General features: G+C 74.1%; 20 protein-coding genes and 2 tRNA genes. 10 read left to right on the top strand and 12 right to left on the bottom strand.

Annotated features, from left to right (window positions below; translation table 11 throughout):
* The first annotated feature begins 60 nt into the window (after positions 1-60).
* Positions 61-747 carry a metal-dependent transcriptional regulator gene (locus HOQ23_RS19250; RefSeq protein ID WP_172216995.1) on the top strand — a complete coding sequence of 229 codons (687 nt, stop codon included), beginning with the start codon at positions 61-63 and terminating at the stop codon, positions 745-747.
* On the opposite strand, the gene HOQ23_RS19245 is transcribed toward HOQ23_RS19250, so the two are convergent.
* From HOQ23_RS19245 to HOQ23_RS19235, 3 genes are read right to left on the bottom strand one after another with little or no spacing between them, the layout of a single operon-like run.
* Entirely contained in the window at positions 734-1,558 is an 825-nt protein-coding gene (locus HOQ23_RS19245; protein ID WP_172216993.1) for a Sir2 family NAD-dependent protein deacetylase, read from the bottom strand. The genes HOQ23_RS19250 and HOQ23_RS19245 overlap by 14 nt on opposite strands.
* Positions 1,555-1,821 carry a DUF2277 domain-containing protein gene (locus HOQ23_RS19240; protein WP_172216991.1) on the bottom strand — a complete coding sequence of 89 codons (267 nt, stop codon included), beginning with the start codon at positions 1,819-1,821 and terminating at the stop codon, positions 1,555-1,557. The genes HOQ23_RS19245 and HOQ23_RS19240 overlap by 4 nt, the downstream gene beginning before the upstream one ends.
* Positions 1,822-1,872: 51 nt before the next feature.
* Positions 1,873-3,756, bottom strand: a complete 1,884-nt coding sequence (locus tag HOQ23_RS19235) for a beta-propeller domain-containing protein (RefSeq protein WP_172216989.1) — start codon at positions 3,754-3,756, stop codon at positions 1,873-1,875.
* A gap of 53 nt (positions 3,757-3,809) precedes the next feature.
* Between HOQ23_RS19235 and HOQ23_RS19230 the strand changes: the two genes are divergently transcribed.
* Positions 3,810-5,012: a trans-acting enoyl reductase family protein gene (locus tag HOQ23_RS19230; protein ID WP_172216987.1), complete on the top strand. Its 1,203-nt coding sequence runs from the start codon at positions 3,810-3,812 to the stop codon at positions 5,010-5,012.
* 4 nt (positions 5,013-5,016) lie between these two features.
* Here the strand turns inward: HOQ23_RS19230 and HOQ23_RS19225 are convergent, their stop codons facing one another.
* Positions 5,017-5,772, bottom strand: a complete 756-nt coding sequence (locus tag HOQ23_RS19225) for an SDR family oxidoreductase (protein WP_172216984.1) — start codon at positions 5,770-5,772, stop codon at positions 5,017-5,019.
* A 215-nt stretch (positions 5,773-5,987) separates the two neighbouring features.
* Here HOQ23_RS19225 and HOQ23_RS19220 point away from each other — a divergent pair.
* Both HOQ23_RS19220 and HOQ23_RS19215 read left to right on the top strand, forming a co-directional pair.
* Positions 5,988-6,063: transfer RNA gene (locus HOQ23_RS19220), tRNA-Arg, on the top strand.
* A gap of 20 nt (positions 6,064-6,083) precedes the next feature.
* Entirely contained in the window at positions 6,084-6,728 is a 645-nt protein-coding gene (locus HOQ23_RS19215) for a 2-phosphosulfolactate phosphatase (RefSeq protein WP_367650587.1), read from the top strand.
* Between the two features lie 96 nt (positions 6,729-6,824).
* Here HOQ23_RS19215 and HOQ23_RS19210 read toward each other — a convergent pair whose 3' ends face one another.
* Positions 6,825-8,123 (bottom strand): HNH endonuclease signature motif containing protein, encoded by a 1,299-nt coding sequence (locus HOQ23_RS19210; RefSeq protein ID WP_172216982.1) that lies wholly within the window; start codon positions 8,121-8,123, stop codon positions 6,825-6,827.
* A 451-nt stretch (positions 8,124-8,574) separates the two neighbouring features.
* On the opposite strand from HOQ23_RS19210, the gene HOQ23_RS19205 reads away from it, so the two are divergent.
* The 3 genes from HOQ23_RS19205 to HOQ23_RS19195 all read left to right on the top strand — a co-directional run bounded on the left by HOQ23_RS19205 (position 8,575) and on the right by HOQ23_RS19195 (position 10,243).
* On the top strand, positions 8,575-9,300 hold the full coding sequence (locus HOQ23_RS19205) for an SDR family NAD(P)-dependent oxidoreductase (protein ID WP_172216980.1): 726 nt from the start codon (positions 8,575-8,577) through the stop codon (positions 9,298-9,300).
* 29 nt (positions 9,301-9,329) lie between these two features.
* Positions 9,330-10,094, top strand: coding sequence for an SDR family NAD(P)-dependent oxidoreductase (locus HOQ23_RS19200; protein WP_172216978.1), 765 nt, complete (start codon positions 9,330-9,332; stop codon positions 10,092-10,094).
* A 73-nt stretch (positions 10,095-10,167) separates the two neighbouring features.
* Positions 10,168-10,243, top strand: a tRNA-Thr gene (locus HOQ23_RS19195).
* 31 nt (positions 10,244-10,274) lie between these two features.
* Here the strand turns inward: HOQ23_RS19195 and pdxY are convergent.
* A complete protein-coding gene (gene pdxY, locus HOQ23_RS19190) occupies positions 10,275-11,126 on the bottom strand; it encodes a pyridoxal kinase PdxY (RefSeq protein WP_172216976.1) in 852 nt (283 codons plus the stop codon).
* A gap of 152 nt (positions 11,127-11,278) precedes the next feature.
* Here pdxY and HOQ23_RS19185 point away from each other — a divergent pair, with 152 nt between their 5' ends.
* Both HOQ23_RS19185 and HOQ23_RS19180 read left to right on the top strand, forming a co-directional pair.
* Positions 11,279-12,901, top strand: coding sequence for a GMC family oxidoreductase (locus HOQ23_RS19185; RefSeq protein WP_172216974.1), 1,623 nt, complete (start codon positions 11,279-11,281; stop codon positions 12,899-12,901).
* A gap of 3 nt (positions 12,902-12,904) precedes the next feature.
* Positions 12,905-14,545, top strand: a complete 1,641-nt coding sequence (locus HOQ23_RS19180; protein ID WP_172216972.1) for a succinic semialdehyde dehydrogenase — start codon at positions 12,905-12,907, stop codon at positions 14,543-14,545.
* Positions 14,546-14,634: 89 nt separating this feature from the next.
* Here HOQ23_RS19180 and HOQ23_RS19175 read toward each other — a convergent pair whose 3' ends face one another.
* From HOQ23_RS19175 to HOQ23_RS19155, 5 genes are all read right to left on the bottom strand, one after another.
* The gene (locus HOQ23_RS19175) at positions 14,635-15,432 is read right to left on the bottom strand and encodes a dioxygenase (RefSeq protein ID WP_253945709.1); all 798 of its coding nucleotides are present in this window, start codon (positions 15,430-15,432) and stop codon (positions 14,635-14,637) included.
* Positions 15,433-15,460: 28 nt separating this feature from the next.
* Complete coding sequence (locus HOQ23_RS19170; RefSeq protein WP_172216970.1) at positions 15,461-16,153, bottom strand: uracil-DNA glycosylase; 693 nt, start codon at positions 16,151-16,153, stop codon at positions 15,461-15,463.
* A complete protein-coding gene (locus tag HOQ23_RS19165; RefSeq protein WP_172216968.1) occupies positions 16,150-17,595 on the bottom strand; it encodes an aminotransferase class V-fold PLP-dependent enzyme in 1,446 nt (481 codons plus the stop codon). The genes HOQ23_RS19170 and HOQ23_RS19165 overlap by 4 nt, the downstream gene beginning before the upstream one ends.
* Positions 17,592-18,950: an MFS transporter gene (locus tag HOQ23_RS19160; RefSeq protein ID WP_367650586.1), complete on the bottom strand. Its 1,359-nt coding sequence runs from the start codon at positions 18,948-18,950 to the stop codon at positions 17,592-17,594. The genes HOQ23_RS19165 and HOQ23_RS19160 overlap by 4 nt, the downstream gene beginning before the upstream one ends.
* Before the next feature lie 63 nt (positions 18,951-19,013).
* Positions 19,014-20,189 carry an alpha/beta fold hydrolase gene (locus HOQ23_RS19155; protein ID WP_216654445.1) on the bottom strand — a complete coding sequence of 392 codons (1,176 nt, stop codon included), beginning with the start codon at positions 20,187-20,189 and terminating at the stop codon, positions 19,014-19,016.
* A 38-nt stretch (positions 20,190-20,227) separates the two neighbouring features.
* On the opposite strand from HOQ23_RS19155, the gene HOQ23_RS19150 reads away from it, so the two are divergent.
* Positions 20,228-21,784, top strand: a complete 1,557-nt coding sequence (locus HOQ23_RS19150; protein WP_172216966.1) for an FMN-binding glutamate synthase family protein — start codon at positions 20,228-20,230, stop codon at positions 21,782-21,784.
* Between the two features lie 19 nt (positions 21,785-21,803).
* Here the strand turns inward: HOQ23_RS19150 and HOQ23_RS19145 are convergent, their stop codons facing one another.
* Positions 21,804-22,889, bottom strand: a complete 1,086-nt coding sequence (locus HOQ23_RS19145; RefSeq protein ID WP_172216964.1) for an SGNH/GDSL hydrolase family protein — start codon at positions 22,887-22,889, stop codon at positions 21,804-21,806.
* Positions 22,890-22,899 lie beyond the last annotated feature (10 nt).

Below are 22,899 nucleotides of genomic sequence, written 5' to 3'. Positions count from 1 at the left end.
GACTCTAATCTGGAACAAGTCAAATGTGCGGGGTGGTGCTCCATAGGACAGAATGGCCGGGTGAGCGACCTGATCGACACCACCGAGATGTACCTCCGGACCATTTACGAGCTGGTCGAGGAGGGCATCGTCCCGCTGCGTGCGCGCATCGCCGAGCGTCTGCACCAGAGCGGGCCCACGGTCTCCCAGACCGTGGCGCGCATGGAGCGTGACGGGCTGCTGACCGTCGAGGGCGACCGCCACCTCGAGCTGACCGCCGAGGGCCAGCGCCTGGCCACCCGCGTGATGCGCAAGCACCGCCTCGCCGAGCGCCTGCTGACCGACGTCATCGGCCTGGACTGGGAGCTCGTGCACGAGGAGGCGTGCCGCTGGGAGCACGTGATGTCCGAGACCGTCGAGCGCCGTCTGCTCGAGCTGCTCGGCCAGCCCACCGAGTCGCCCTACGGCAACCCGATCCCGGGCCTGGAGGAGCTGGGCCAGACCGCGGTCGCCGAGGACTTCATGGACGGCGTGGAGCCGCTGTCCCGTGTCGCGGGCCACGGCGAGGGCCGGGTGCTGGTGCGCCGCATCTCCGAGGAGATGCAGAAGGACGAGGTGCTGATGAGCGCCCTGCGCCGCGTGGGCGCCCTGCCGGACAAGAACATCACCGTCATCGCGACCGGCGACGGCGTGCTGCTCGGCTCCGGCGGCGAGACCGCCGAGATCGTCCCCGAGGCCGCCGACCACATCTTCGTCAAGCGCCTCTGACGGCGCTGCGCGCCTCGACCAGCGCGCCGAGGAACTCGCTGCACCCCGCCTCGACGCGGTACGTCGCCAGCGGGTCGCCGCGGGTCTCGCCGCGGTTGGCGATGACCACCGGCGTGCCGGCCTTCGCGGCGCGCTTGACGAAGCGCAGCCCGCTCATCACGGTCAGGCTGGACCCGGCGACCAGCAGCGCGCCGCCGCTCGCCGCCAGCGCGTCGACGGCGTCGTAGCAGCGCTGCACCCTCGCGGGCGGCACGTTCTCGCCGAAGAACACCACGTCGGGCTTGAGCACCCCGCCGCAGTCCTCGCAACCGGGGACCACGAAGCCGTCGGTCTCCTCCAGCGCGACGTCGCCGTCGGGCCGGACCTCCACCTCGGCGTGCCGCTCGACCCAGCCCGGGTTGAGCTCGCCCAGCCGCTGGTGGAGCGCCGCGCGGCTCGTGGTGGCGCGGCAGCCCAGGCACACCACGTCGGCGATCCGCCCGTGCAACGCGACCATCCGGCGGGTGCCGACCGCCTCGTGCAGGCCGTCGACGTTCTGGGTGATCAGCAGCTCGGGGTCGAGCCGGGCCACGGCGTGGTGGCCCGGGTTGGGGTCCGCGCGTCGCATCCGCCCCCAGCCGACGTGGCTGCGCGCCCAGTAGCGGCGTCGGGCGTCGGGGCCGGAGACGAACTCGCCGTACGTCATCGGCATTCGGGCGGGTGCGTGCGGGCCGCGGTAGTCGGGGATCCCGGAGTCGGTGGAGAGCCCGGCACCGGTGAGCACCACCAGCGGGCGGTCCAGGAGCGCGGCGAGCGCGGCGTCGGCGCTCACGCGTAGCGGGCGGCGGAGCGGGCGCGCGCCTTGGCCGCCTCGACCTCGCGGTCCTTGGGTGGCGCGGAGGTGACGAGGTCCGCGAGCAGGTGCTGGGTCGCGTGGGCCACCTCGGCGACGGCGCGGTCGAAGGCGGCCTGGTTGGCCTGCGAGGGCTTGGCGGCCCCGCTGACCTTGCGGACGTACTGCAGCGCCGCGGCGTGCACCTCCTCGGAGGTGGCCGGCGGCTCGAAGTTGTGGAGCTGGCGGATGTTGCGGCACATGCCTCCAGCGTACGGCGGGTCGCCGGGGCTGCCCCGTGGCTCACACGTGGCTCACACGTCGAGCAGCCGGGTCCCCTCGTCGGTGCTGAGCAGGACCCGCCCGTCGGGCAGCGGCACCGTGCGGGCGCGCGCGGTCGAGGTGCCCAGCTCGGCCAGCACCCGCTCGCGGAACCGGCCGTCCGCCACGTGCAGGGCCAGCACCCGGCCCTGCCGGCCGCTCCAGCCGCGCTCGACGACGGCGAGCAGGGTGCGCTGCTCGGGCAGCCAGGTGGCCTGGCGCGGGTCCTCCGCGGCGGCGAAGCGGGTGCCTCGCGCCAGGGAGAGCACGTCGGTGCGGCGCAGGTCGCTCAGGTCGGTGACGTCGAACAGGCCCGCCTGGGCGCCCCGGCCGCCGCCCTCGGCCGGCCCCTCGCCGAGGCCGATCACCCGGCGGGGGCCGAGGGGGTGCAGGTAGGCGGAGAACCCCGGCACCTCGAGCTCGCCGAGGTCGCGCGGGGCGGCGGGGTCGCTCAGGTCGATCGCGTGCACGGGGTCCACCCGGCGGAAGGTCACCAGCAGCGCGAGGTCGTCGAACCAGCGCACGGCGGTGAGGTCCTGGCGCACGCCGATCGCCGCGACCCGGCCGATCTCGGCCAGGGTGTCCCCGCGCTGGGCGAGGGTGACCACCGAGGTGGCGTCGCCGGTTCGCCGCGAGCGCTCCACGGCCAGGCGCAGCACGCCGTCGTGCTCGTCCATCGACCACCGGTCGGTGAGCGCGCCGTCCACGGTCCCGCTGGCGGCGTACGTCGTGGCGGTGCCGGCCAGCTCGAAGGCGTGCACGCTGACCCGCCCGTTCGGCGCGCTGATACCGGTGACCGGGAGGTCCTCCCAGCAGCACGCGGCCCGGTCGGCGGCCCAGACCGGGATGCCCCAGCGGTGGTCGGCGGTCGCGAGGTAGAGCCGGTCGGCGGAGACGTAGGCCAGGTCGGCGGGAGCGGCGAGGGCGGTGACGCTGTTGGCCGCGGGGTCGCCGGGGTCCAGGCCGACGACGCTGACGGTGCCGAGACCGTCCGGCCGGCTCGGGACGGCGACGCCGGCGCAGTCGACGAGCGGCTCGGTGCGGCCGTCCACGGTGACGGTGGGCAGCCAGTCCTCGATCGTGGTGCGGCGCACCAGCTCCCGGTTGTGGGCGCGGGCCGCGTCGCGCTTGCGTCCCCACCCGACCCGGAAGTCGAGGTCGGGCAGCGGGGCGGCCAGCACGAGACGCACGGTGTCGGCGTGCTGGCGGGCCTCGAGGAGCACTCCGTCGTAGAGGGTGGTGCCGCTGACCGTCGGGACGCCCGGGTCGGCGAGGTCCACGCTGGTCACCTCGACCTCGTCGCCGGAGCGGCTGAGCACCAGCGCGGTGTCGTCGACGAGCAGCAGCTCGCCGCCTCCGAAGCGGGAGCCCAGGTCGAGCTCGCCGCGCGGCACCACGGCGGTGCCCGCGACGTCGGCGACGCGCAGCACGCCCTCGTCGGTGAGGCGCACCAGCAGCTCGCCGTCGGTCTTGACCAGGTCCGGCTCGTCCACGCCGCTCTCCTGGACGTTGGTGCCGGTCGCGCTGCCGGGGGCGCGCTGGGCGGTGGGCGACGCCGCGCGGTCGGCCGCCGCGAGGTCGCGCAGGCCGTAGGAGGCGATCACGGGGCTGGGGCGCCAGCCGGCCGCGCCGACGTGCTCCAGGCCGCGGGCGACGTAGAAGTCGAGGAGGCCCGCGCACGACGACGCCGCGCGCAGCTCGCCGGACACCGGCGCCGCGATCGGGGCGGTCACCGGCAGGGGAGCGGTGCCGCCCCGCGGCGTACCGCCGTCCCCGCCGCCGGCGGCGCCGACCGCGACCGCCGCACCGGCTCCGAGCGCCGCGGCGAGCAGCGCGGTGGTGGCGAGGACGAGGCGCGGGTGCGTGCGTGCGGTCATGGCAGGTGTGACGGTGACCGCGGCGGTGTGGTTCCGCCTGTCACAGTGTCGCCATGGCCGACCCCGCGATCGTCCCCGCCCCTGACCGTCCCGAGCGCGACCTCGACCTGGTGCTGTTCGGCGCCACCGGCTTCACCGGTGGGCTGACCGCCGCCTACCTGGCTCGCAACGCCCCGCACGGCCTGCGCTGGGCGCTCGCCGGGCGCAACCAGGACAAGCTGGCCGCGGTCCGCGACCGGCTCGCGGAGTCCGGCGCCGACGTCGAGGGCCTGGAGCTGCTGCGGGCCGACGTCACCGACCGGGCCTCGCTCGACGCCCTCGCGGGCCGGGCCAGGGTCGTGATCACCACCGTCGGGCCCTACCTGACCCACGGCGAGCCGCTGGTCGCGGCGTGCGCTGCCGCCGGCACCGACTACGTCGACCTGACCGGCGAGCCGGAGTTCGTCGACCGGATGTACCTCGCCCACCACGCCACCGCCGAGCGCACCGGGGCCCGGATCGTGCACGCCTGCGGCTTCGACTCGGTCCCGCACGACCTGGGGGCGCTGCACACCGTGCAGGAGCTCCAGGCCGAGGGCCCGGTCACCGTGCGCGGCGTGGTCCGCGCGGACGCGAAGTTCTCCGGGGGCACCTTCCACTCGGCGGTGACGGCGGTGTCCCGTGCGCGCCAGATGCGCGAGGCGGCGGCCGAGCGGCGCCGCGTCGAGCCGCGCCCGGCGGGCCGCTCCTCGCGGGCCGTGGCCGGGCGGCCGCACCGCGACCCGGTGCTCGGCTGGTGGCTGCTGCCGATGCCGACCATCGACCCCTACGTGGTCGCGCGCAGCGGTGCTGCGCTGCCGGCGTACGGCCCGGAGTTCCGTTACTCCCACTACGCCGGCACCACGACGCTGCCGTACGCCGTGGGCGGGGTCGTCGGCGTCGGCGCGCTCGCGCTCGGGGCCCAGGTCGGGCCGCTGCGTCGGGCGATGCTGAACCGCGTCAAGCAGGGCGAGGGCCCCTCGGCCGAGCGGCGCGAGCGGTCCTGGTTCAGCGTCGACTTCGTCGGCGAGGGCGGCGGGCGCACCGTGCGGACCCGAGTCTCGGGCGGGGACCCGGGCTACGACGAGACCGCGAAGATGCTCGCCGAGTCGGCGCTGTGCCTGGCCTTCGACGACAACCCGCCGACCGCCGGGCAGGTGACCACCGCGCAGGCGATGGGCGCCAACCTGACCGCGCGGCTGCGGGCCGCGGGGATGCGCTTCGAGACCCTGGACTGACGCCTCAGGCCCAGATCGCGCCCGGGCGCCCGCCGTCGGCGGTGACGACGGCGCCGTTCGCGACCCGCCCGCGCGGGGAGGCCAGGAACGCCACGACGTCGGCGACCTCCGCGGCGCTCACCGCTCGCCCGAGGGCATTGAGGCCCGCGGTCTTGGCGGCGTACGCCGGGTCGTCGGCGTTGCGCTCGGTGACGGTCAGGCCGGGGTGCACGCACACGACGCTGATCCCCTGCGGGCCGAGCTCGTCGGCGAGGTTCTTGCTGAGCGCGACGACGGCGATGTTGCGCACCGAGCCCGCGATCGGGCCGGTGGAGCGGGCGTTCATCCCGCTGATGTTGACCACCGCGCCCCCGTCGCCGTGGGCGAGCAGGTGGGGGAGCGCGGCACGCACGACGCGCAGGTAGCCCAGCGCCTTGGTGTCGAGCTGGCGCAGGAAGTCCTCCTCGTCGAGCCCCGCCAGCCCGGTCGGCTGGGTACCCGTGGCGCGCGGCGCGGCCGCGTTGACCACGACGTCGAGGCGGCCCAGCTGCTCGGCCGCGGCGTCCACGGCACGGCGCACCTGGGCGTCGTCGGTGGTGTCGGCGGCCACGGTCACCGCCTGCGGGCCGAGCTCGGTGCGGGCCGCTGCCAGCGTGTCCGCGTCGCGGCCCAGCAGCGCCACCGAGGCGCCCTCCGCCACCAGCACGCGGGCGGTCGCCAGGCCGATGCCCCGGTTGCCCCCGGTCACCAGCGCGGCGCTTCCTCGAAGTCCCAGATCCACGGTGAATGTCCTCGTCCTCGGTGCACCCGTCGGTCGTCGGACTCGAGGCTAGGGCGTGGGTGGCCACCCGATCGGGTGACGTTCACCCCCCGGATGCCCCCGAGCGTGGTCGTCTCCGTGGAGACGCGACCCGAGGTGGTTTCGACCCCGCGGACCCGCGCCTGACAAGATGACCCCGCCACCGTGGACTCCCGCACTGGGAGCACACCCGGCCCGCCCCAGTAGCTCAGCGGATAGAGCAGCCGCCTCCTAAGCGAAAGGTCGCAGGTTCGACTCCTGCCTGGGGCACCACCGCCGGTTACGGTCTGCGCATGGCGGACCTCTTCGGGCAGGGGGACTTCGGTCTCCGGATGGACTGGGGCCCGGTCGGCGCACGTGTCGCTGGGGCCGAGGTGGCCGTCGTGGTCGACGTCCTGAGCTTCTCGACCTCCGTCTGCGTCGCGGTCGAACGCGGCATGCGCGTCTTCCCCTACCGCTGGCGGGGCCCGGACGCCGAGGCGTTCGCCCGCGAGCACGACGCGGTGCTGGCGGTCGGCCGTCTCGAGGCGACGCGGGACGGCGGCGTGCCCGCACCCTCGCTCTCGCCGGCCGGGCTGCTCGAGTGCGAGGTGCGCCCGCGGCTCGTCCTCCCATCGCCCAACGGGTCGACCATCGCCGACGCGCTGCGCAGGACCGGGGCCGAGGTCGCCGTCGGGTGCCTGCGCAACGCCCGTGCCGTCGCGGAGTGGCTGATGCCCCGGATCGAGGCGGGCCGGTCGGGCCGCAGCGGCAGCCGACCTCTTCGCCGCCGCCCGGGACGACCTCGGTGCGCGCCTGGCGGCGTGCGTGGGCGGCCGGGAGCTCGCGAGCAGGGGCTTCGCGGCGGACGTGGAGGTGGCCGCAGCCCTCGACATCTCCCGTGTCGTCCCGGTGCTGGCCGACGGGTCGTTCGGTCCGGCCGCGTAGCGGAACGGTGATGGTCGCAGTCGTCCGCCGGTCGAGCTCGTCGAGACCTCCAGGCAGAGGTCTGGCCCCGCCAGCAGGTCGCTGGCGGGGTCCTGGGGGTCGGGGGTCTATGCGTCGGGCGGGTGCGCGGTGAGGAGGCGGGTGGTGCCGTCGGACTTCACGAGGTGGAGCCCGTGTGGGGATCGCCAGAGGTACGTCGCGGGCTCGGTCTTGTCGTAGGTCCAGCCGGTATGCGTCTTGGCCCGGTGATGTCGTCGGCAGAGCGGGGCCAGGTTGCAGCTGCATGTCGGGCCTCCGTCGCCGTGGGCGACGACGTGGTCGGTGTCGCAGCGGCGGGCCGGGCGTTCGCACCACGGGAAGGCGCACGTCGGCTGGGCCAGACGGGTCTGCTCGACCAGCCGGTCGGGGACGGCGTAGGCGTCGGTGTGGTGGTGGGCGTCGAGGTCGATGACGGGCTTGATGACGACCTGGGCGTCGCCGGTGCACCAGTCGCGGACCTGGTCGGTGGACACGATGGAGCGGGTCTCCTCGACTCGGGCGATGCCCGCCTCGTCGCGGCTGATCGCGGCGTGGGAGAGGTGGACGTGGATGACCACCTGGCGCGGCTTCGCCACCGCCGCGGTCCCGCCGGCCTCGGTCATCAGGTCGAGGGTGAGCTGGCGGCGGGCGAGCTCGCCGGCGGCCCGGGAGCGGCGCACGTCGAGCGGCTCCGCCGAGCCCAGTGCGGCGAGCTCCTGGGCGCCCTGGCGGATCGCGGCGTCGAGGTCGAGTGCGTCCGCGAGGTCGAGGGTCCCCTCGACCTGCACGGTGCCGTCGAAGTCGGCGGCCTCGGTGTGGACGTCGAAGCGCCTGCCGTCGGCTGCCTGACGGCGCTGCTTCTCGGCACCCTCGGGGTCGAAGGTGACCCGGGCGTGCTCGACCAGCCGGCCGATGGCTGCGAACCCGATCTTCCCGACGACGGGGGCGAGCTGGCGGTCGACGTACTCCGCGCCCGCGAGCGGAAGCGTGGTGGTCAGCTGGGCGACCCGGCGGGCCTTCCACGCCGGCATCTCACCAGCCCGCACGAGCGCCCAGGTCCGCTTCAGTCGGTGCGCGAGCTCCAGCGCGTCACCGACCAACGAGCGGGCGGCGTCGGTCGACATCCCGAGCGCGGCGCCGAGCTCCATCGGCGCGAACTCCGCCACCAACGGCGTCCCCTCACCGGCCAGCGGCACCGCGAGCTCCCCGAAGACCAGCCCGGTGGTCGGCGCCGCGTCGGCGACCGACTCCTCGGGGTGCATCGCCGCCCACACCAGAGCGGCCTCCAGGATCAGCACCTCGCCGCGCTGCACCGCAGCCCGCTGCTCCTGCGCGAACGCCAGCACGGCGGCTGGGGTGTCGCAGTCGGGGAGTTCGGGGGAGGCCATGCCTCAGTCTACTCGAACACATGTTCGAGGACAAGAGCGCTTCCCCAGGTTTCCTTCTGCAACGTCTCAGGACTTCGGTGACACGTCGGGGTTCTTGGATCGGGTTCCGGGGGTCGGCCGTTGCCGACGCGGCGGACGCCGTGAGGCGGGCGGGTGTGTTCGGCCAGGATCTCGCCGTCGACCGATGGGTCGGTCGGTCCGGCTTCTGGAGCGCTTCGACGGGTGGCGTCGCCTCCCGGGCCCAGGGTCGCGGCAAGTGGTGCGTCACCGATGTCCTGGCACGGAACCGTCACCGATGTCCTGCGACATGACAGCCCCAGGTCCCTTGCGCCTCTTGGGCCGACAGGCTCGACCAATGATGGCGCGGCGCTCGAAGACGGCCTTTCGGCGGTGTCCCGATGGTCGGCATCAAGGTGGAACGCGTTCCATTCCGGTGCGCTAGCGTCGCGGCATGGACAGTGAGCAGCAGGCGCAGCGCGTCGTCGTGGTCACCGGCGCCGCCTCGGGCGTGGGGTTCGCGACCGCCGAGATGTTCCGCGACGCGGGCGAGATCGTGTTCGGTCTGGACCGGGCGGCAACGGTGCCGGAGGGCGTGACGTACGTCGAGTGCGACGTCTCCAGCAAGGCGGCGGTGGACGCGGCGATCGAGGTCTGCGGGCAGCGCGGGCGCATCGACGTGCTGGCCAACGTGGCGGGGATCGTGCAGTTCGGCCGCGTCGAGCAGATCAGCGAGGCCGAGCTGGACCGGGTGCTGGCGGTCAACCTCAAGGGCCCGTTCCTGCTGATCCAGGCGGCGCTGCCGCTGCTGGAGGTCGGTCCCGGCTGCATCGTCAACGTCGCCTCGGTGGCGGGCCGCGTCCCGCAGCCGTACGCCGCGGCGTACGGCGCCTCGAAGGGTGGGTTGGTCCAGCTGACCAAGAACCTCGCCCTGGAGCTGGCCTCGCGCCGCATCCGCGTCAACGCCGTGTGCCCCGGCACCATCGACACCCCGATGGTCGCCCAGGTGGCCGCGACGTACCCCGCCGACCTGGACCCGAAGGTCTCCGAGCGCCTGCTGATGCAGTTCCCCGGGACGATCTCGCCGCAGGAGGTGGCGGAGTCGATCCGCTACCTGTCCTCGCCGCAGGCCCGGTTCGTCACGGGTGAGGTGCTGGCCATCGACGGGTTCATGAGCTGAGCACGGGACGGATGAGCGAGGGGGCAGGCATGGGAGTGCTGGACGGCAAGGTCGCGCTGGTCACCGGCGCGGCGCGCGGCGTGGGCGCCGGCATCGCACGGGCGATGGCCAAGGAGGGCGCGCGGGTCGCGGTGCTCGACCTGGACGCCGCGGGAGCGGAGGCGATGGCGGGCGAGCTGGAGCAACACGCGCCCGCGATCGGGCTGGGCTGCGACATCCGCGACTCCGCGCAGGTCGACGCCGGCGTGGCGAGGGTCGTCGAGCGCTTCGGCACCGTCGACATCCTGGTCAACAACGCGATGGCCTCGGTGCAGACGGCGTTCGAGGACGCCACCGACGCCGAGATCGACCTCGCGCTCGACACCGGCCCGAAGGCGACCTACTACTTCATGCGTGCCTGCTTCCCGCACCTCAAGGGGACGCTCGAAGAGGGCGGCGGGCGCGTCATCAACCTGCGCTCCGCCTCCGACCCCGGCGGCCTCGCCGGGTACGGCGCGTACGTCGCGGCGAAGGCCGGCGTCGGCGGGCTGACCCGGGTCGCCGCGCGCGAGTGGGGCCGCCACGGGATCACGGTCAACAACCTGGCGCCGTTCGTGCTCACCGAGGGCGCGAAGGCGCACTTCGACGAGCGCCCCCAGGAGCTCAAGGGCGTGCTGCGCCACCTCTCGGTGCCTCGTCCTGGCGATGCGGAGAGCGACGTCGGGCGCGCCGCGGTCTTCCTCGCCGGCCCGGACGCCAGCTATGTCACCGGCTGCACGCTCACCGTGGACGGCGGCGGCACCTTCTTCTCCTAGGACCACACCAGCGCCCGACGCGGCGCCGGCGGCCCGTGCTGGCTAGCATGGGCGCCGGCCCGCCCGGGCCGCTGCCGGTGTAGCTCAGTTGGTAGAGCGCCTCATTTGTAATGAGGATGTCGCGGGTTCGACCCCTGTCACCGGCTCCAGCCCGACCCGCCCCCGGCGGGGGCGCCCCGCTCAGCGGACCCGCTCGACCTCGAACTCCTCGGCCGGGTGGGCGATGTGCTCCTGGCCGGCCACGATCTGCAGCTCGCGCTCGCCGCTCTCCAGCGTCGTGCGCAGCACGCCGAAGACCGACGAGGCGGTGCGGCCGAGCGCCACCGCCGGGTCGCCGGTGGTGTGCAGGTGGGCGGTGAAGAGCGCCGAGGTGATGTCGCCGGAGCCGTTGGCCTTCATCGGGAGGTACGGCGTGCGCACCAGCCAGGCGCCGTCGTCGTGGACGACCATCATCTCGATGGTGTCGTCGGGGCGGTCGCTGCGCTCCACGCTCGTCACCAGCACCGTGCTCGGGCCCATCGCGCGGGCCGCGTCGGCGGAGGCCAGGATGTCGTCGAGGGTGCGCGGCTCGGTGTCGGTGAGGTAGCCGAGCTCGAACTGGTTGGGCGTGATGATGTCGGCGACCGGCACGACCTTCTCGCGCAGCAGCACCGGGATCGCGGGGTTCACGAAGCAGCCGGAGCGGGCGTTGCCCATCACCGGGTCGCAGGTGTAGGTCGCGGCCGGGTTCGCGGCCTTGACCCGCGCCACCGCGTCGATGATCACCTCGCCGATGTCCTCGCCGCCCTGGTAGCCCGACAGCACCGCGCTCACCTCGGGGAAGGCGCCGCGCTCCTCGATGCCGATCACGACGTCGCGCACGTCGGAGGCCGGCAGGAGCGGGCCGCGCCACGCGCCGTACCCGGTGTGGTTGGAGAAGTGGACGGTGTTGACCGCCCAGACCTCGTGGCCGAGCCGCTGGAGCGGGAACACGGCGGCGGAGTTGCCGACGTGTCCGTAGGCGACCGAGGACTGGATGGACAGCAGCTTCATGGCGCCATTGTGGCCCTCGCTCCCGACGTCCGGGCAGATCGGTCGAGGGTCGGGCAGAACTAGAACCGGTTCCAGTCGTTGACGTAGTGTGACCACGCATACATTCCGTCAGTATGTGACCCGCCGCCGCCGGCCCGAACGAGGTATCTGAGATGGCCAAGACCCCCTACTCCCACGAGGCTGACTACGTCGTCGTCGGCTCCGGCAGCGCCGGCTCCGCCATAGCCGGCCGGCTGGCCCAGTCCGGCGCGAGCGTGATCCTGCTCGAGGCCGGCAAGAGCGACAACCAGCTGCTGACCAAGAAGCCCGGCATGATCGGGCCGATGCACGCCGAGCCGCGGATCAAGCGGCTCAACGACTGGGGCTACTACACCGTGCCCCAGCAGCACATCCTCGGGCGCAGGATGCCGGCCCCCCGTGGCAAGGTGCTCGGCGGCTCCAGCTCGGTCAACGGCATGGTCTACGTGCGCGGCAACCGGGCCAACTACGACTCCTGGGCCGCGGAAGGCTGCACCGGCTGGGACGCCGACAGCGTCAACGCGGCGTACAAGCGCATGGAGGACTACGAGGGCGGCGCCGACGAGTACCGCGGCGCCGGCGGCCCGATCCGGGTCGGGGTCAACCCGAACCCGCAGGAGGGCACCCTGCAGTTCATCCAGGCGACCTCCGACACCCTGGGCGTGAAGATCCTCGACGACTACAACGGCGCCTCCCAGGAGGGCATCGGCCGGATGCAGCAGAACGCCGTGGACGGGCTGCGCTACAGCGCCTCGCGCGGCTACGTGCACCACCTCGCGCCGCGCACCCTCGAGGTCCAGACGCGGGTCCTGGCGACCAAGGTCGTGGTCGAGAACGGGCGCGCGGTCGGGGTCCGGGTGCGCGACAAGGACGGTGGCAGTCGGGTGGTGCGCGCCGGCAAGGAGGTCATCCTCTCGGCGGGCTTCATCGGCACCCCGCAGCTGCTGATGCTCTCGGGGATCGGCCCGGCCGAGCACCTCGCCCAGCACGGCATCGCCTGTGTCGCGGACCTGCCGGTCGGCGACAACCTGCACGACCACATGTTCCACGCGATGACCTTCCACGCGACCTCCTCGACGCTGCGCGGCAACGCGCTGTTCTTCGCCAAGGGTCTGGCCAAGGAGCTCACCCGCGGCGGGACCTTCCTGGCCAACTCGGTCTTCGAGTCGGTCGGCTTCGTGCGCACCTCCCAGGCCACCGACGTGCCCGACCTCCAGCTGCACCTGCTGCCGTGGGCCTACGTCTCGCCCAACCAGGACGCCCCGGTGCGCCACGACGTCGACCAGCGCCCGGCGCTGACCGTGCTCACCACGCTGATCTACCCGCGCAGCCGCGGCACGCTCCGCCTCGCCTCCGCCGACCCGACCGCCGCGCCGCTGATCGACCCGAACTACCTGGCCGACCGACGCGACCTCGACACCCTCGTCGAGGGCTCGGAGATGGTCCGCGAGATCCTCGGCTCCGCGGCGTTCGGCGGCTCGATCAAGAGCGAGATCCACCCCGGCGCCGGCGTACGCGGGCCCGACCTGCGCAGCCAGATCCTCAACCGCGCCACGTCGGTCTACCACGGCGTCGGCACCGCCCGGATGGGCACCGACGAGCGCGCCGTGGTCACCCCCGACCTCAAGGTCCGCGGCATCGAGGGGCTGCGGGTCGCCGACGCCTCGATCATGCCGTCGATCACCGGAGGCAACACCAACGCGCCCGCGATCATGATCGGCGAGCGCGGCGCCGCGCTCGTCCTCGGAAAGGCCTGAGCCATGCACATCGCCAGCTCCAGCGACGTCGCCACCACGGAAGGCGCGGCGGCCGGGCCGGACGCCGCCACCGGTACGCCGCGCCCCGGTCCCACCCGCCCGGCGTCGATCACCGACGCGTTCCTGCGCTCCCTGGTGGCCCGGGTGCCCTCGTCCGGGGCGACCCCCTGGCCGCTGACCGAGGTCTACACCGGCGAGAAGCTCGTGGACCTCCCGCAGTCGAGCCCCTCCGACATCGAGGAGGCGTTCGCGCGGGCCCGGGAGGCGCAGCGGGTCTGGGCCGCCTGGCCGGTGCGCAAGCGGATGCGGGTCTTCCGCACCGCCCACCGGCTGCTGCTCGAGGCCACCCACACCACCGCCGACCTGATCCAGGCCGAGAGCGGGAAGAACCGGCGGATGGCGGTCGAGGAGACCTGCGACCCGCCGATGGTGATCAGTCACTACCTCAAGCGCGCGCCGCGGCTGCTGTCCTCGACCACCCGCGGTGGACCGGTGCCGCTGGTGTCGTCCTCGACGGAGATCCGCCGGCCCAAGGGCGTCGTCGCGATCATCGCGCCGTGGAACTTCCCCTTCGCCACCGGGCTCTCCGACGCGATCCCGGCGCTGATGGCCGGCAACGCGGTGGTGCTCAAGCCGGACAACAAGACCGCGCTGTCGCCGCTGCACGGGATCGCGCTGCTCGAGCGTGCCGGACTGCCCAAGGGGCTGTTCCAGGTGGTCTGCGGCGAGGGCCCCGACGTCGGTCCGACGCTGATCGACAACGCCAGCTACGTCATGTTCACCGGGTCCACCGCCACCGGGCGGGTGATCGGCGAGCGTGCCGGGCGCAACCTGATCGGGTGCTGCCTGGAGCTCGGCGGGAAGAACCCGATGGTCGTCCTGGACGACGTCGACGCCGACGAGTGGGTCGACGGTGCCCTGTTCGGCGTGTTCGGCAACACCGGCCAGATCTGCATGCACATCGAGCGCATCTACCTGCCCGACAGTCGCTACGAGGAGCTGAAGGCGGCCTTCGTCAAGGCCACCGAGGCGCTCGTGATCGGGGCGGCGTACGACTTCGGGCCGGACGTCGGCTCGCTGATCTCGCCCGACCACCTGGCACGCGTCTACGCCCACGTCGAGGACGCCGTCGCCAAGGGCGCGCACGTCGTCACCGGCGGGCGGGCCCGGCCCGACCTCGGCCCGGCGTTCTTCGAGCCGACGATCCTGGAGGGCGTCACCTCCGAGATGGCCTGCGGGGTCACCGAGACCTTCGGGCCGGTGGTCGCCCTGCACCGCTACCGCACGGTCGAGGAGGCGATCGCGCTGGCCAACGACACCGACTACGGCCTCAACGCCTCGGTGTGGAGCGGCGACGTCGCGCGCGCCGAGAAGGTGGCGCGCCGCATCGAGGCCGGCAACGTCAACGTCAACGACGCCCTCGCCACGGCGTACGCCTCCAAGGGGACGCCGTCCGGCGGGATCAAGCAGTCCGGCGTCGGCGCCCGGCACGGCGACCAGGGCCTGCTGAAGTACACCGACGTGCAGAACCTCGCGGTGCTGAAGAAGCAGGTGATGGGCATCCGGCCCGGCCAGGACTACGACACCTACGTCGAGCAGATGCTGGGCGGGCTGAAGATGATGCGGCGCTTCCGGATCCGCTGAGGGGCGAGTAGTCCGCCACACAGGTGTCGGGTCGAGGCCGATCGACGACACCTGTGTGGCGGACTATCGCGTCCGGGCCGCGCGCCGCGTCAGGCGACCTGCAGGCTCCGCTTCGAGAGCCCCATCCAGAAGCCGTCGATGATCTGCTCGGCCGGCACCTCGGGGGCGCTCGCGGCGCCGAGGGTCACGAACAGCGGCGTGTAGTGCTCGACGGTGGGATGCGCGTAGGGCATCCCGGGCGCGCGGTCGCGGTACGCCGCGAGCTCGTCGACGTCCCCGCGGGCGATCGCCTCCGCGGCCCAGGCGTCGAACTCGCGCGACCAGCCCGGCGCCGCGGCGTCGATGCGGAACTCGGTGAGGAACGGCAGGCCGTGGGTGAGGAACCCGGAGCCGACCACGAGCACGCCCTCCTCACGCAGCGGGCGCAGCCGCGCGCCCAGGCGCATCAGCCGCTCCGGGTCGTGGGTCGGCAGCGACATCTGGAGCACCGGGATGTCGGCCTCGGGGTACATGATCTTCAGCGGCACCCAGGCGCCGTGGTCGAGGCCGCGGCTCACGTGCTGGTGGACCGGCTCGGTGTCCGGCATCATCGCCGCCACCCGCTGCGCGAGCGCGGTCGAGTCCGGGGTCTGGTAGGTCATCCGGTAGTACTTCGGGTCGAAGCCGCCGAAGTCGTAGACCAGCGGCGCGCCGTTGCCGCTGAGGCTGAGCGGGGCGGACTCCCAGTGGGCGCTGACGATCAGGATCGCCTTCGGGCGCGGGAGCTCGCGGGCGAGCGTCGCCAGCTGGCCCGACCAGACCGGGTCGTCAAGGAGCGGGGGAGCGCCGTGCCCGAGGTAGAGGGCCGGCATCCGGTCCGCGGGGGTGGGGGTGTTCGGCGCGTCCATGCTCACTCCAATGGTTTGATCTTCAACTTTATTCCATCGGGAGCGTCCAGTCGACCGGGGCGCCGCCCTGCTCGAGGAGCAGCGCGTCCACGCGGCTGAAGGGCCGGGAGCCGAAGAACCCGCGGCGCGCCGACAGCGGCGACGGGTGCGCGGAGGCGACCACCCCCACGCCGTCGAGGAGCGGGGTGAGCGACTGGGCGTCGCGGCCCCACAGGATCGCCGCGAGCGGCCCGCCGCGGGCGGCGAGGGCGCGGATCGCGCACTCGGTGACCTGCTCCCAGCCGCGCCGGCGGTGCGAGCCGGACTCGCCGGGCCGCACGGTCAGCACCCGGTTGAGCAGCATCACCCCGCGGTCGGCCCAGGCGGTGAGGTCGCCGTGGGCGGGCATCGTGATCCCCAGGTCCTCGGTCGCCTCGCGGTAGATGTTGGCCAGGCTGCGCGGCAGCGGGCGCACCTCGGCGTCGACGGCGAAGCTCAGCCCGATCGGGTGCCCCGGGGTCGGGTAGGGGTCCTGCCCGACGATGAGCACCCGCACGTCGGCCAACGGGCGCTCGAAGGCGCGGAAGACCCGATCGCCCTCGGGCAGGTAGGGCCGCCCGGCCGCGAGCTCGGCGCGCAGGAAGTCCCCGAGCTCGCCGATCAGCGCGTCGACGGGGGCCAGCGCGTGCGCCCAGTCCGGCGCGACGAGGCCGCGGTCGACCAGCCGCTCCAGGGCGCTCACGGGCGCGCCAGCCGGTCCAGGAAGGCGACCAGCAGCGCCTCGCGCATCGCCGGGCTGGCCAGGTCGAGCAGCGCGTTGACCTCGGCCATCCGCTCGGGCAGCGCCACCGTGCCGTCGGCCCCCTGGCCGGCCAGCCCCGAGGCGGCCAGCAGGCCGTCGAAGTCGGCCTCGTCGAGCCCCGCGGGGTCGAGCGCCTCGACGTACGCCGCGACGCCGGGGTCGACCCGGACCGGCCCGGCCGCCACCGCGGCGGCCACCGAGTCGCGCAGGGCGACCAGGAGGTCCTCGACGCCGGCGAGGGTGGCGGCGCTGACCGAGAGGTGGATCGTGGCCGGCGCGCCGGCGAAGCTCATCTGCGGCTGGACGTACCACCCGCGCGCGGCCATCTCGTCGCACACCGTGAACGGGTCGCAGCTCGCGTCGGTGCCCAGCGCGACCAGTGTCGAGTCCGGCTCGGCCACCAGGTGCAGCCCGGGGTGGTCGGCGACCCCGGCGACGATCCGGTCGACGGCGGCCAGCACGTCGGCGGTGAGCCGCTCGTAGCCCTCGTCGCCGAGCGTGGTCACCACCGCCCAGGCACCGGCCAGCGGACCGCCGGAGCGTGTCGACTGCATCGTGGGGTTGAGCATCGTGTAGCCCGGCCACGCCGCGGAGGCGAAGAACTGCGGGCGCCGCAGCGCGGGGGTGCGGTGCAGCAGCAGCGAGGCGCCCTTCGGGGCGTAGGCGTACTTGTGCAGGTCGACCGAGACCGAGGTGACGCCGGGGACCGCGAAGGTCCAGGCCGGCACGGTGCGGCCCAGCCGGGCGGCGTACGGCAGGACCCAGCCGCCGATGCAGGCGTCGACGTGGCAGCGCACGCCGCGCGCGGCGGCCGCCGCCGCGACCTCGGCGACCGGGTCGACCACGCCGTGGGCGTAGGAGGGGGCGCTGGCCGCCACCAGCACGGTGGTGTCGTCGATCGCGGCGGCCATCGCCTCGGGGTCGGCGCGGAAGTCCGGGCCCACGGGCACCACCCGCGCCTCGACCCCGAAGTAGTGCGCGGCCTTGTGGAAGGCGGCGTGGGCGGTCGAGGGGATGACCATCGTGGGGCGCGCGACGTCGGGGCGGCTGTCGCGCGCGCCCTGCACGGCGAGCAGCACCGACTCGGTGCCGCCGCTGGTCACGGTGCCCACGGCGCCCTCCGGGGCGTCGAGCAGCCGCGTTGCGAACCCGACCAGGTCGTTCTCCATCCGCAGCAGGCTCGGGAACGCCGTGGGGTCCAGGCCGTTGGAGCCGGCGTAGGCCGCCACCGCCTCGCGCCCGACCCGGTCCACCTCGGCGAGACCGGAGTCGTAGACGTAGGCGAGAGTGCGTCCGCCGAGCACCGGCAGGTCGCCGGCCTGGAGCTCGCGCAGCCGCGCCAGCACGGCGCTCGCGGTGCCGGAGGGAAGAGGGTCGGTCATGCGGGGTCGACCTCCGAGGCGTCGAGGGAGTAGCGGGCGAGCCACCACAGGCTGAGCAGCACCAGCGCGGCGGGCAGCAGCGAGAATCCCATGACGATCGCGGTGAGCGCGGAGTCGGGCTGGGCCGCACCGCTGCCGGAGCGGTAGTCGCCGAGCTGGAGGACCAGCGCGAAGACCGCCGGTCCGAGGGCCAGGCCGAAGGTCTCGCCCGCCGTCCACACGCCGGTGTAGACCCCGACCCGGTTGCTGCCGGTGCGGCGGGCGTCGAGCGCGGCGGCGTCGGGCATCATCGCCAGCGGGAAGACCTGGCACCCGGCGTACCCGACCCCGCTCACCGCGACCGCGGCGAACAGGACCCCGGCAGGGGCCGAGCCGGCGAGCACGGCCACCGCGGAGCCCGCCGCGAGCAGCAGCGAGGACACGACGTACCCCGCCTTCTTGCCGACCCGCTGGCCCACCGCCGCCCAGACCGGCGTCAGCAGCAGCGCCGGCGCCACGAAGCAGGCGAAGAGCACGGTCACGGCGCCGGGGCTGTCCAGCACGTCCTCGGCGAGGTAGTCCACGCCGGCGAGCACGCAGCCCACCGCGAGCGCCTGCACCACGAACGTGGTCAGCAGCAGCCGGAAGTCCCGCGCCGCCGAGACGATGCGCAGCTGGTCGCGCAGCGAGCCGGCGCCGGGCTGCACCGCGCCGACCGGGGCGCTGCGGGTGCCGCGGTACGCCGCGAGGGCTCCCGCCAGGATCACCAGCGCCATCACGACGCCCATCAGCCGGTAGCCGTCGCGGCCGCCCACCTCGTCGCGGATCAGCGGCGCGCTCGCGCCCGCCACCAGGATCGTCAGCGCCAGGATCGCCACCCGCCAGGTCATCAGCCGGGTGCGTTCGTCGTAGGACGGCGTCATCTCCGCGGGCATCGAGACGAACGGCACCTGGAAGAAGGCGTACGCCGAGGCGCAGGCCAGGAACATCACCAGCACCCAGGCCGTCTCGAGCGCGACCGGCATGGCGGGGGCGGCGAAGACGAGCGCGAAGGTGACCGCGAGCGCGACGCCCGCGCGCAGCAGCCACGGGCGGCGCGGGCCGCGGGGGTCGCTGCTGCGGTCGCTGATCCGCCCCGCGACCGGGTTGAGGAGCACGTCCCAGGCCTTGGGCGCGAAGACCACGACGCCGGCCAGCCACGCGGCGAGGCCGATCTCGTCGGTCAGGTAGGGCAGCAGCATCAGCCCCGGCACGGTGCCGAAGGCGCCGGTGGCGACCGAGCCCGCGCCGTAGCCGATGCGGACCCGACGGGGCAGGCCGGACGGGCCGGACGGCGGCGGAGTGTCCGGGGTGTGCCGGGCCACGGGGGTGCTCACGGGCGCAGGCTAACGGCGCGCGAGGACCGCCGTGCGGGGTTCGGCGCAGCGGGCGCAGCGGGCTCAGCGGGCGAGCGCGCGCGAGCCGCCGGAGCCGTGGCGGCGCTCGGGGTTGGTGCCGATCCCGGTGCCTCCGCGGGGTGCCTTGCGGCGGCGCCGGCGCGGCGCGCGCCCCGACCACTCGGTGAGCCACTCGTCGAGCACGACCCAGGTGCTGTCGCGCGCCCCGCGGCCGGTCAGCATGCCGAGGTGGCCACCGGGCACCACCTCGAAGCGGGCGTCGGGGGAGCCGGAGAGGTGCGGGAGCACCGCCTGGACCGCCTTGACCGGCGCGATCGCGTCGTCGGCGCCGGCGAAGACCAGGACCGGGGCGGTGATCGAGGACAGCGAGATGGTGCGCCCGCCGAGCTCCATGGCGCCGGTGACGAGCATGTTGGCCTTGAGGAAGCGGTGGTAGAGCTGCCCGAAGCTGCGCCCCGGGTAGGCGACCATGGCGGAGGTGAACCGGTCGACCGCCTCGATCTGGGACAGGAACTCGGTGTCGTCGAGGTTGACCGCCACGGCGAGCGGCTTGGTCACCAGCTTCTGGAACGAGGAGAGCTGGAAGGCCCAGCGGACCACCGGCTGCGGCGCCCCGCCGATCGCGCGGTACGCCCGGGTCACCAGCCCGCGGCCCTCGGTGAGGCGCAGCAGCGGGCGCAGCGGGGCGACCAGCGGCACCAGCGACACGTCCGTGGGGGTGCCCAGCACGGCGAGCGAGGCGATCGGCAGGTCCGGGTCGTCGGCGGCGGTGAGCAGCGCGAAGATGCCGCCCAGGCTCCAGCCGACCACGTGCACCGGGCGCCCGCCGGCGTGCTCGGAGACCGCCCGGATCGCCTCCGCGACCACCTCGTCGACCCAGTGCTCCATGCCGAGGTGGCGCTCGCCGAAGGACACCGCGCCGTACTCGACGAGGTAGGTGGCGCGTCCCTGCCCGACCAGGTGCTCCACCAGCGAGCAGCCGCGGCGCAGGTCGAAGCAGAGGGCGGGGGCGGCCAGCGGGGTGACCAGCAGGACCGGGTCGCCGGGGTCGCTCTCGACGTCGGGGTCCGGGGCGTAGTGGTGGACCTGGCGCTGCGGGCCCTCGTCGATCAGGGTGCGCGGCATCGGGCGCAGGTCGGCGACCCCGCCGTAGAGGAGCTTGTGGGCGACGTTGCCTGCCGCCGAGACGACCTGCTCGGGCTTCGGGATCAGGTCCATCCGGGCACGCTACCCCCACGACGGGGTACTCGGGGAGGATGAAGTGGACCCGAACCGCCGCCGCCGGCACCGCCGCGCTGGGTGCCGTCGCCGTGCACGACCTGGTGCAGCGCAAGCACGCGATCCTGCGCAACTACCCCGTGATCGGGCACCTGCGCTTCCAGCTCGAGCGCTTCGGCCCCGAGCTGCGCCAGTACATTGTCACCTCCAACGACGAGGAACGGCCCTTCAGCCGCGACCAGCGGCGCTGGGTCTACGCCTCGGCGAAGGGGGAGAACTCCTACTTCGGCTTCGGCACCGACAACGACGTCGAGAACGTCAGCGGCCAGGTGGTCATCAAGCACCGCACCTTCGCCGGCCCCGGCGCCGGGACCGGCCGGCACGCCGAGGAGGGAGTGCCGCTGCCGGCCGGCAAGGTGCTCGGCGCCGCCCGCGGGCGCGCCCGGGCGTTCCGGCCGGGCTCGGTCGTGAACATCTCCGGGATGAGCTTCGGCTCGCTGTCGCGCCAGGCGATCGAGGCACTCAACCGCGGCGCCGCCGCCACCGGGGCGCTGCAGAACACCGGCGAGGGCGGGCTCTCGCCGTACCACCGCAACGGCGGGGACCTGGTCTTCCAGATCGGTACGTCGTACTTCGGCTGCCGCGACGAGCGCGGCCGCTTCGACCTGGCGCGGCTCAAGGACCTGGTCGCCTCGGCGCCGGTGCGGGCCCTGGAGATCAAGCTGTCCCAGGGCGCGAAGCCCGGTCTCGGCGGGATGCTGCCCGCCGCGAAGGTGACGGCCGAGATCGCCGAGACACGCGGCATCACCCCGGGCGAGGACTGCGCCTCGCCGAGCCGGCACGAGGTCTTCCACGACGTCGACTCGATGCTCGACTTCGTCGAGCTGCTGGCCGCCGAGACCGGGCTGCCGGTCGGGATCAAGTCGGCGGTCGGCGACCTGACGTTCTGGGACCACCTGGTCGAGCAGATGGCGCGCGGCGGGCGCGGGGTCGACTTCGTCAACATCGACGGCGGCGAGGGCGGCACCGGCGCGGCGCCGATGGTCTTCGCGGACTCGGTGGCCTACCCGTTCCGGATCGCGTTCGCCGAGGTCTACCGCCGCTTCGCCGCCGCCGGCCTCGCCGACGACGTCACCTTCATCGGTGCCGGCAAGCTGGGCGTGCCCGAGAACGCCGTGGTCGCCTTCGCGCTCGGGGCGGACATGGTCAACGTCGGGCGCGAGGCGATGCTCTCGATCGGCTGCATCCAGGCCCAGAAGTGCCACACCGACCGGTGTCCGACCGGCGTCGCGACCCAGGACCCGCGCCTGGGCCGGGCGCTGGACCCGACGCTGAAGGCCGACCGGGCCGCCCACTACCTGCTGGCCCTGCGCCGCGACCTGCTCAAGGTCGCCGAGGCGGTCGGGGTGGCCCACCCCGCCCTCATCGGCCCCGACGACATCGACCTGGCGGACTGCACCCGGTCCACGAGCTCGTTGCGCGAGATCTACGGCTACGAGGCGGGCTGGGGAGTGCCCGGCGAGCGGCTGCGCCGCGAGATCGAGCAGGTGATGCGACCGGTCACCCGGCACGGCTCGGCCGCACCGATGGGCTGACCGAGGGACCCCCGGGGGATCAGCCGGTCGCGCCGACGACGACCGGGGTGACCGGTCCGGGGGCGCCGGTCATCGTGCCGCGCGCGGCGACCACGCGCAGCCGGTAGCGCTCGGGCCCGGGCACGCTCAGCGTGACCCGTGCGTCGCGGGTCCACTCGCTGCTGGCCACGGTCGCGCCGGAGGGGTCGAGGACGAGCACCTGCACCGCGCTGGCGGTGACCGTGCGCCGCTCGGCGACGGTCGCGACCAGCTCGAGGCCGTCCACCGCGACGTCCTGCACGCCCAGGCCGGGCTTCCAGGTCTGCTGGCGGAAGACCCGGGGGACCTGCGGGAGGACGCCGTGCGCGTGGAGGGCCGCCACGACGCCCTGGGCGACGCTGGTCTCGCCGGTCGGCGTCGGGTGGGTGCCGTCGTAGGTGTACAGCTCGGGGCGCCAGGACTGCGGGCCGCGCGAGACGATCCGGGCCACCTCGAGGCGCCCGTCGCGGGCGGCGAGCCGGTGCAGCCGCTCGTTCACGGCGAGGCGGCGGGCGTTGGTGAAGGCCTTGGTCGCGGTGCTGGTGGTCACCTCGTTGAGCACGAAGCGGATCCGCGGGTCGATGCGCCAGGCCCGTCGGACGTAGCGGCGCACGTCGGCCAGGATCTCGGGGGCGCGGTGGGCACGGGCGTCGTTGAAGCCCAGGCCCAGCACGATCACGTCCGGGCGGTGGGTGCGCACCCGCGCGCGCAGCAGCGGCAGGTGGTCGGCGTAGGTCGAGCCGCCTGCCGCGGCATGGGCGGTCTCGAAGCCCAGGTCGGTGCGCAGGTAGGTCTCCCCGCCGCTCAGCGCGGTCTGCGGCCCGACGAAGTGCGCCGGGACGCCCTGCTGGGCCAGGGCGCGCCAGACCCAGTAGCGGTACGTCGTGTCGCCGGTGCGCCCGTGGGTGATCGAGTCGCCCACGAACATCACCCGCACCGGGCGCTTGGCCCCCGCGGCGTGCGCGGGAGAGGCACCCAGCGGGGGCAGCGCGGCGAGCAGGCCGACCAGCAGTGCCAGGACCAGCAGGACCAACGGGAGCGCGAGCGACGGCAAGGCAGGGCGCGTCGTCGCCCGAGCAGACTTCATGGCTCGCGCA

Origin of the sequence: Nocardioides sp. zg-DK7169, assembly GCF_013155365.1 — a bacterium.
Classification (GTDB): Bacteria; Actinomycetota; Actinomycetes; order Propionibacteriales; family Nocardioidaceae; genus Nocardioides.
This window is presented reverse-complemented; position numbering and strand designations above follow the sequence as displayed.

Bases quoted from the DNA above. Each gene is read 5' to 3' on its own strand.
- HOQ23_RS19240 (WP_172216991.1), bottom strand. From the start codon at position 1,821: ATGTGCCGCAACATCCGCCAGCTCCACAACTTCGAGCCGCCGGCCACC.
- HOQ23_RS19235 (WP_172216989.1), bottom strand. From the start codon at position 3,756: ATGACCGCACGCACGCACCCGCGCCTCGTCCTCGCCACCACCGCGCTG.
- HOQ23_RS19230 (WP_172216987.1), top strand. From the start codon at position 3,810: ATGGCCGACCCCGCGATCGTCCCCGCCCCTGACCGTCCCGAGCGCGAC.
- HOQ23_RS19215 (WP_367650587.1), top strand. From the start codon at position 6,084: ATGGCGGACCTCTTCGGGCAGGGGGACTTCGGTCTCCGGATGGACTGG.
- HOQ23_RS19210 (WP_172216982.1), bottom strand. From the start codon at position 8,123: ATGGCCTCCCCCGAACTCCCCGACTGCGACACCCCAGCCGCCGTGCTG.
- HOQ23_RS19205 (WP_172216980.1), top strand. From the start codon at position 8,575: ATGGACAGTGAGCAGCAGGCGCAGCGCGTCGTCGTGGTCACCGGCGCC.
- HOQ23_RS19200 (WP_172216978.1), top strand. From the start codon at position 9,330: ATGGGAGTGCTGGACGGCAAGGTCGCGCTGGTCACCGGCGCGGCGCGC.
- pdxY (WP_172216976.1), bottom strand. From the start codon at position 11,126: ATGAAGCTGCTGTCCATCCAGTCCTCGGTCGCCTACGGACACGTCGGC.
- HOQ23_RS19185 (WP_172216974.1), top strand. From the start codon at position 11,279: ATGGCCAAGACCCCCTACTCCCACGAGGCTGACTACGTCGTCGTCGGC.
- HOQ23_RS19180 (WP_172216972.1), top strand. From the start codon at position 12,905: ATGCACATCGCCAGCTCCAGCGACGTCGCCACCACGGAAGGCGCGGCG.
- HOQ23_RS19175 (WP_253945709.1), bottom strand. From the start codon at position 15,432: ATGGACGCGCCGAACACCCCCACCCCCGCGGACCGGATGCCGGCCCTC.
- HOQ23_RS19165 (WP_172216968.1), bottom strand. From the start codon at position 17,595: ATGACCGACCCTCTTCCCTCCGGCACCGCGAGCGCCGTGCTGGCGCGG.
- HOQ23_RS19155 (WP_216654445.1), bottom strand. From the start codon at position 20,189: ATGGACCTGATCCCGAAGCCCGAGCAGGTCGTCTCGGCGGCAGGCAAC.
- HOQ23_RS19150 (WP_172216966.1), top strand. From the start codon at position 20,228: ATGAAGTGGACCCGAACCGCCGCCGCCGGCACCGCCGCGCTGGGTGCC.
- HOQ23_RS19145 (WP_172216964.1), bottom strand. From the start codon at position 22,889: ATGAAGTCTGCTCGGGCGACGACGCGCCCTGCCTTGCCGTCGCTCGCG.